At 47.0% G+C, this 7,916-nt stretch carries 4 protein-coding genes; 2 read left to right on the forward strand and 2 right to left on the reverse strand.

Features of this window, described 5'->3' with window-relative positions; all coding sequences use genetic code 11:
* Nucleotides 1–33 precede the first annotated feature (33 nt).
* Together ACBR23_RS10360 and ACBR23_RS10365 are read right to left on the reverse strand one after the other, a co-directional pair.
* The gene (locus ACBR23_RS10360) at nucleotides 34–3,450 is read right to left on the reverse strand and encodes a response regulator (RefSeq protein ID WP_371119450.1); all 3,417 of its coding nucleotides are present in this window, start codon (nucleotides 3,448–3,450) and stop codon (nucleotides 34–36) included.
* Nucleotides 3,451–3,555: 105 nt separating this feature from the next.
* The gene (locus ACBR23_RS10365; protein WP_371114759.1) at nucleotides 3,556–3,987 is read right to left on the reverse strand and encodes a response regulator; all 432 of its coding nucleotides are present in this window, start codon (nucleotides 3,985–3,987) and stop codon (nucleotides 3,556–3,558) included.
* Between the two features lie 354 nt (nucleotides 3,988–4,341).
* On the opposite strand from ACBR23_RS10365, the gene purC reads away from it, so the two are divergent.
* Entirely contained in the window at nucleotides 4,342–5,070 is a 729-nt protein-coding gene (purC, locus tag ACBR23_RS10370; RefSeq protein ID WP_340518404.1) for a phosphoribosylaminoimidazolesuccinocarboxamide synthase, read from the forward strand.
* A gap of 186 nt (nucleotides 5,071–5,256) precedes the next feature.
* Nucleotides 5,257–7,668, forward strand: a complete 2,412-nt coding sequence (locus ACBR23_RS10375) for a BamA/TamA family outer membrane protein (protein WP_371119451.1) — start codon at nucleotides 5,257–5,259, stop codon at nucleotides 7,666–7,668.
* Nucleotides 7,669–7,916: the final 248 nt, after the last annotated feature.

Below are 7,916 nucleotides of genomic sequence, written 5' to 3' on the forward strand. Positions count from 1 at the left end.
TAAATTAGAGTTTGAGATAGAGTTTGAGAAGCTTTAAATTTCATCTCCTTTTAACATGATACTTTCTATAAATTGCTGAACTCGTAATAAGTAATTTGACAAACTCCCTAGGATGTTATCAATACCATCATTTTTTTCCCATTTGACATTTGGTTGCTGAGATTGAAAACTGCGAGCATGAAGCTCTAATTGTGCTGCTAAATCAGACATCAAGGTAACTCCCACATTTGCAGAACTTCCTTTAATACGGTGAGCTTGATATTCCAAAACCTGCCAATCTTTAGCTAGGACGGCATTTTGGGCAGACTCTAAATCTACTTTTACATTTTCCACAAATGATTGCAAAATTCGCTGAGGCAATTTAATATTAACTCGTCCCAGTTGCTCCAATCTTTGCTTGTCAAACAGTCCGTCACAGTCTCCATGTTCCCAAGTTTGAATTGCGATTTGCTGTTCTGGCGATACAGCAGAAACTAGCTGTTTTGGCAATGGGTTGGTAAATATTGTGGTTGAATTATCGTTGTTTTTGCGATCGATATTGTTATTTTTCGAGAGATTTGTTTCTACTTCATAAGTGTTGATAGCAGCCGCTAAGGCCGCCAAATCTACTGGTTTGCTGAGGTAATCATCCATGCCCATCGCCAGACACTTTTCTCGTTCTCCCGGCATGGCATGAGCAGTTAAAGCAATCACAAAAGTGTGTCGATCGCCCTTTTCTTGTTCCCGCAATTTTTGGGTTGTTTCGTAACCATCCAGTATGGGCATTTGACAATCCATCAGTACCAAATCGTAGCTGTTAGCAGCCAGCAAATCCAGAGCTTCTTTCCCATTACTAGCGCAGTCAGCATTATAGCCTAAAACCGCCAATTGTGCGACAATAACTTGTTGATTGATCGGGTGGTCTTCCGCTAGCAAAATTTTGAGAGATGAGTGGGAATTAGTGGGAGTAAAAGATGGAGAATTAACCACGGGCAAATCGCAAGTATTAGTTGCAAAAACGCTCCCAAAATCTCCTCTACCATTCACTGCCCACAGCAGAGCCGGAAGCAGCCGAGAAGCCCTCACAGGCCTCATTAAATAGCCGCTAAAGCCTCGATCGCAAAGTGCTTCAGCTTTGGGTTGTTCGACCAAAGAGGCGATCGCGATTAACGGTCCAATTGCCGAGAGCGATCGCACTTGGGCAACAAATTCCTCCGCCTCCAAATCCGGCATTTGTAAATCTACAAGCACCACATCGCAGCAATTTTCCCCCGCTTCCGACTGCGAAGACATCCGGCTATTGGCACTTTTTAACCAAGTCAAAGCAGCAGCAGCAGTTTCTGCTTCATCGCAGCGAGCTCCCCAAGTTTGAGCAAAGGCTCGTACTGCGGCTCTCATCAAAGCGCTTCCAGAGACTACTAACAGCTTTTTACCAACAAGTTCAGGATGAGTTGGCTCTGCTTGCAACTGTTTTTCCAAAGGTATAGAAAACCAAAAAGTCGAACCACTACCGATGGAACTCCGCACCCCAATTTCACCTTCCATCCTATCCACTAACTGCTTGCAAATAGCCAAACCCAAACCCGTGCCACCATATTGTCTAGCCGCCGAACTGTCTACTTGAGAAAAAGATTGAAACAGCTTTGTCTGCCCTTCTGGCGAAATTCCAATGCCAGTATCCCGCACTGAAAATAATAATTTATCTCCTTGCCGATTATCTTTATTTTGTTTATCGCGTTTAACATTTACATAAATTAAAATTTGACCGCGATCGGTGAATTTAATTGCATTTCCGGTCAAATTCAGCAATATTTGCTTCAATCTGCTAGAATCTCCTACCAATTTTCTAGGTACTGAACTTTCAACTACAATATTTAATTCAATACCTTTCTCATCGACTAAAGATGCCACCATTTCTATCACTGATTCCAGGCAGTTATCCAAGTCAAAATTTTCCTTTGCCAACCGCATTTCGCCCGCTTCTATTTTAGAGAAGTCGAGGATGTCATTAATTACCATCAGCAAATGTTCTGCACTGCGGTAAATAGTTTGAGCGCGCTCTCGCTGTTTTGGTTCCAGGGGATCGCGTACCAATAATTCAGCCATCCCCAAAACTCCATTCATGGGAGTGCGAATTTCATGACTCATATTTGCCAAGAATTGCGACTTAATCAAGTTGGCTTTCAGAGCAGTTTCTCGCGCTTCCACCAACTCATTAATCTTGTCAGCAACCATCACCATTCCCCCGACTTGGCCATCGGCATTATACCAAGGGTGGGCGGCCCAACGCAGGATTAAAATAGAGCCATCGGCTCGTTCCCAAGCATCTTCGCTACGAGAAACTATTTCGCCTGTTAGCACTTGTTGATACAGCATTTTCCACCCATCGGGGATATCTGGAAACAAGTTGTAATGGCTTAAGGTACTCAGGGATGGTAAGTTTAAATTAAATTGAGTCAGCCATCTGTCGGAGTGAGCTAAATAGCGCATTTCTGTATCGAACATCGCCATTGCTACAGGCACACAAGTAATAATTTGTCTCAGTTGCTGCCGTTCTCTTTCTAGAGCATCTTCTGCGTTTTTGCGATCGGTAATGTCGCTAATCATGCCAGCCATCCGCACTGCTTTTCCTTGGGAATTCCGTTGAGCTTTTCCTTGGGAAGTGCAATAGCGGTAAGCACCGTTGGAGTGCAGCAGGCGAAATTGTACGTTATAGTCTATTTCTGCTTCCAAGTGAGCTTCGATCGCCTGGATAATATCGTCTTTGTCTTCCGGGTGAAGTCGCGTGTATAGAGCTTCCATAGTATGACCAAATTGCGATCGCCCCAAACCGATCATCTCCAACAGGCGATCGTTCCAATAAACTTCATTTTTACTTAAATCCCAATCCCAAATTCCATCGTTAACTCCATCTAAAACTAACCTGTAGCGTTCTTCACTTTCCTTGAGTTTTTGATTGCTATAAAACGCATGAGATTCGGCGCGATAAACCCGCATCGCATTGTACAAACTGTGGGATAAACTATCTGAAGACAGATTGCCTTTAACGATATAATCAGAAGCTCCTGCCTTCATTAATTTCACAGCAATTTGTTCATCACCTTGACCTGTAAGCACAATTAAGGGAACTTTGAAACCCACTACCCTAATATCTTCTACCAACGTCAGTGCGTCTCCATCTGGCAATCGGTAATCTAGGAATACGCAGTCAAATTTACAGTCAAATATCTGATTGGAGAACAGGGGATTTTCTGTATTCTCAACCTCCATCGGGTTTTGAGATTGCTCCTGTTTAGAGAGTCTGGCAGCCGCGATATCATTTTGGTCGATCGATAACTTTTCTAGGGCACTGGCGCAATTTTCTGCTTCCGAAATTTCCACCACAACGCCGGCAGATTTGAGCGATCGCCTCACGGTCATCCGATCGACTTCATCGTCATCAACTATCAGAATTTTGAACCCTGTTTTCATAACAACCAAATTGTGGATTACTCTGAAATCACTGACAGTCGTGAATGAAAATTTAAAAGTTATATTTTAAAAATAAAAATAATAGTTTTTTTATTTATTTTTATTTTATGGTATCTCGTTTAACATCCAGTATTTGTTCAGCGTAGACATAACATCCACAAAATTAGAAAAAGTCACAGGTTTAAGAATATAGCCAGCCACATTTAAATTATAAGCTTCTACCTTATCTCTATCTTCATTAGAAGTTGTGAGGACGATCACCGGAATCGACTTCAAATTTTTATCGAGCCGCAATTCTCGCAAAAATTCAATCCCGTTCATTCTCGGCATATTCAAGTCTAACAAAATCAATCGGCGGGCTTGAGGCATTGCAGGATCTATTTTAGCTTCTCCGCGCAAAATAGCAAGAGCCTCTAATCCATTTCCAGCGATATAAAGAGGGTTAGGGATATTATTTTTTTTGAACGCACGGCGGACATTCATCACATCAACCTCATCATCTTCAACCAAAAGGATATTAATTTTTTTGTCTTGCATAAATCAGCCTTTTTATAGATTTTTTTTGTGCAACAATAGTTATAGCATCCCCAACAATCCGATGTCACAAGGCGCAAAATCTATCACAGCAATAGTTTCAGCCATTAATCCTGTGTGGCCCAACCGAGAAACAAACGTAACTATAAGTATTGTGGAATTGTGGAACAGACTGTGGAGCCTGTGAAGCAACACGGGAACAAGTTATGTATTTTATTGTACCTTCTGTCTTCTCGATTATTGTGCCGATCGGACCCTAGGTCAAAATCCAGAGGATTCAGAGGAGGGAAAAAACTCGTCAATCAAGCCTGATCGAGCTAGTGTAAAATCTTAAACTCATCTAAATTATTCATCGCCATGTCAGCCGATCGCAAACTCTACGAAGGCAAAGCCAAAATCCTCTATTCCACCGAAGACAGCGAAATTTTGCTGACTTACTTCAAAGACGACGCCACAGCCTTTAACGCCCAGAAACGGGGTAGCATCATCGGCAAAGGCGAAATCAACAATGCCATATCCGCCCACCTGTTTCGGATGCTAGAAGCCAAAGGCATTCCCACCCACTTCATCGACACGCCAGCCCCCAACCAGATGCGAGTTTGCCGCGTCCAAATCTTACCCTTAGAAGTCGTAGTCAGAAACATCGCGGCCGGTAGTCTGTGCAAACAAACCGGATTGGCGATCGGCACAATTGTCAATCCCCCATTAGTAGAGTTTTATTACAAAAACGACGATTTGGGAGACCCGCTGCTGACACGGGACAGACTGCTGCTGATGCAGCTAGCGAGCCCAGAACAAGTAGACCAACTCGATCGCGCCGCCAGAGAAATCAACGAAATTCTCAAAGAATTTTTCAGCCAGTGTGGCATCACCCTGGTAGACTTCAAACTGGAATTCGGTATAGACCAACATCAAAACCTGATCCTTGCCGACGAAATCAGTCCCGATACTTGCCGACTTTGGGACAACGCAGAAACCGATCCCGATGCCCGTGTGATGGACAAAGACCGATTCCGGCGCGACTTGGGTTCAGTGGAAAGCGCTTACCAGCAAGTTCTCCAGCGGGTTCTAGCTCAGAAAGTCTAGAGGCCTTGGCAATGCGCTAAAATTGCACAGTTTGTCATCTTTCTTCCATGTCAGCAATCAACAGTCAACAGTCATCAGTTAGTGGGAGGCCTGCAAATTCAACCGACTCAATGACGAAGGACTAATGACGAAGGACTAATGACTGATGACTAATGTGGTGTGTGGATTCCAAACAAGTGAACAAAAATGCGTTTATCTGCTGTATTGGTGGCAGTTTTAACTGTCTCAGCAACATTCGGACTCTCAAATTCTGCTTCCGGCCAAACATCCTACTCTGAATCTACAGAGAAAATATCGGCCGCCATTCCTCCCGTGGAGGCGATCGAATCGCCCGATCGAAACCAGGGAGAATTAACCGAAAATCCTCCTCAAAACCGGGCTGTGGCCAAAGCCACTAAAATAGAAGCCCTCAAAATAGTGGCGGCCGCCCCTGGGATGGGAGAAAACGACCACGAACCCCCAAACCGACTCACAGAACCGTCGCCCCCCATGGCGACTCCCAGCTTAGACCCCAAAGCCGATGGAGAATCCAATCCCGGACTCCCATCTAGCAGCCAAAATCAAGGGGCTGAGGCGAAACAGGAACCCAACCAACTCCCCCCCTCGCAAGCAGCGGTTTCGCCAGCCTCAGTCGCAGTAGACCAGGTGAAACCAGAGAAATCGGGGGGGATAGAAAACGCCCAAATTCCAGCTAGACCAGCCCCGGCCAGACCGACCCAGACCAGGCCAGCCCCAGCCACACCAGAACCTAACAGAATTCCTGCTTTGCCCCCCGGCGCACCGCAGCCAAGACCAACCCCTGCGCCCACAGGGCCAGCCCAGCCCCAGGTGCTAGTGGCAGAAGTGGTCGTCAGCGGGGTGACGGGAGACCTGCAAAGCGAGATTTACCGAGTCATCACCAGTCAACCGGGACGGACAACCAACCGTACCCAACTGCAACAAGACATCAACGCTATTTTTGCCACAGGCTTTTTCAAAAATGTGCGCGCAGTACCGGAAGACACCCCTTTGGGCGTGCGAGTGACTTTCATCGTCCAAGCGAATCCAGTGCTGCGAGGAGTCACCATCGTCGGTCAGCAAGTGCTCCCCCAAAGCATTGTGGACGAAAGCTTCCGGGATCAGTATGGCAAAACTCTCAACCTCCGCCGCTTTGAGGAGGGAGTCAAAAAAATTAATACCTGGTATCAAGACAACGGCTTTGTTTTGGGCCAAATTACCGAAGCACCCCAAGTCGCAGATGACGGGACAGTCACGCTGCAAGTGGCAGAAGGTCAGATCGAATCCATTGATGTTCGCTTCCTCAACAAGGAAGGAGAAGCCACGGATGCGACTGGTCAGCCCATTGGTGGGAATACCCGCCGCTATGTGATTACCCGCGAAGTAGAACAAAAACCTGGAGATATATTCAACCGCACCAAGGCGGAAAGGGATTTGAGAAGGGTGTTTGGTTTGGGGATTTTTGAAGACGTCCGGCTGGCTTTGGAACCGGGAACGGCTGACCCCCGTAAGGCAAGGGTAATTGTCAATGTGATTGAGAAAAATACTGGTTCTCTCGCCGCGGGTGCGGGTTTGAGTTCCGCTACGGGTTTGTTCGGTACGGTGAGTTACCAGCAGCAAAATTTGGGCGGTAGGAACCAGAAGTTGGGGGCGGAGGTACAAATCGGGGAACGTCAAAATCTGTTTGATGTGAGTTTTACAGACCCCTGGATTGCTGGCGATCCTTATCGGACTTCTTACACGATTAATGTGTTTAGAAGACGATCGATCAGCGTGATTTTTGACGGTGGAGACCAGGAAGTGTATCTACCCAATGGCGATCGACCCCGGATTAATCGCACCGGTGCCGCCATCAATTTTACCCGTCCCCTGTCGCGGAATCCTTTTGCCGACTCTGAATGGACGGCTTCTGTGGGCTTGCAGTACCAGCGGATTGCCATTACCGATCGCAAAGGCCGACGGGAATCGAAGGACGAACTAGGCAATCTGTTGAGTTTTAGCAATACCGGTTCCGATGACTTGACAACATTGCAAGCAGGTGTGGTGCGCGATCGACGGAACGACCCCCTGCGCCCCACCAGCGGTTCCCTGCTCAGATTTGGGGTAGAACAGTCAATTCCTGTCGGTTCCGGCAGCATCCTGCTCAACCGCCTGCGAGCCAGTTACAGCTTTTACCTCCCAGTCAAGTACACCAACTTTACCCCAGGCCCTCAAACCTTGGCATTTAGTTTTAAAGCCGGCACCATCTTCGGAGATTTGCCTCCCTACGAAGCCTTTGCCTTGGGCGGCGCTAACTCTGTCCGGGGATACAACGAAGGGGACATGGGGGCTGGTCGCAGTTTCCTAGAAGCCAGTGTTGAGTACCGTTTCCCGATTATTTCGTTCATCGGTGGTGCTCTATTTATTGACGCGGGTACGGACTTGGGAACGGGTAAAGATGTCCCCGGCGATCCGGCTGGTATCAGGAGAAAACCTGGTAGTGGTTATGGCTACGGCCTCGGCGTGCGGATTCAATCTCCGTTAGGTCCGATCCGGATCGATTACGGTATCAACGACAGTGGTGACAATCAAATTCACTTTGGGATTGGGGAGAGATTCTAATTAGGGAATAGGCCATCGGGAATGGGGCATTTAACTGGTTCCCCGGCTCTGCCTGGGAACCGATGTCTAGAGGCTCTGCCTCGCGTTGCTAGGGGAAAATGGAGGCAGAGCCGACCGATCGGCGTTACCAGGCAGAGCCTGGTAACGAGTAAGCACATCTTAGGATGTAACTGGTTCCCCGGCTCTGCCTGGGAACCGATGTCTAGAGGCTCTGCCTCGCGTGGCTAGGGGAAAATGGAGGCAGAGCC

It is taken from the genome of Microcoleus sp., assembly GCF_041354475.1.
GTDB lineage: Bacteria > Cyanobacteriota > Cyanobacteriia > Cyanobacteriales > Microcoleaceae > Microcoleus.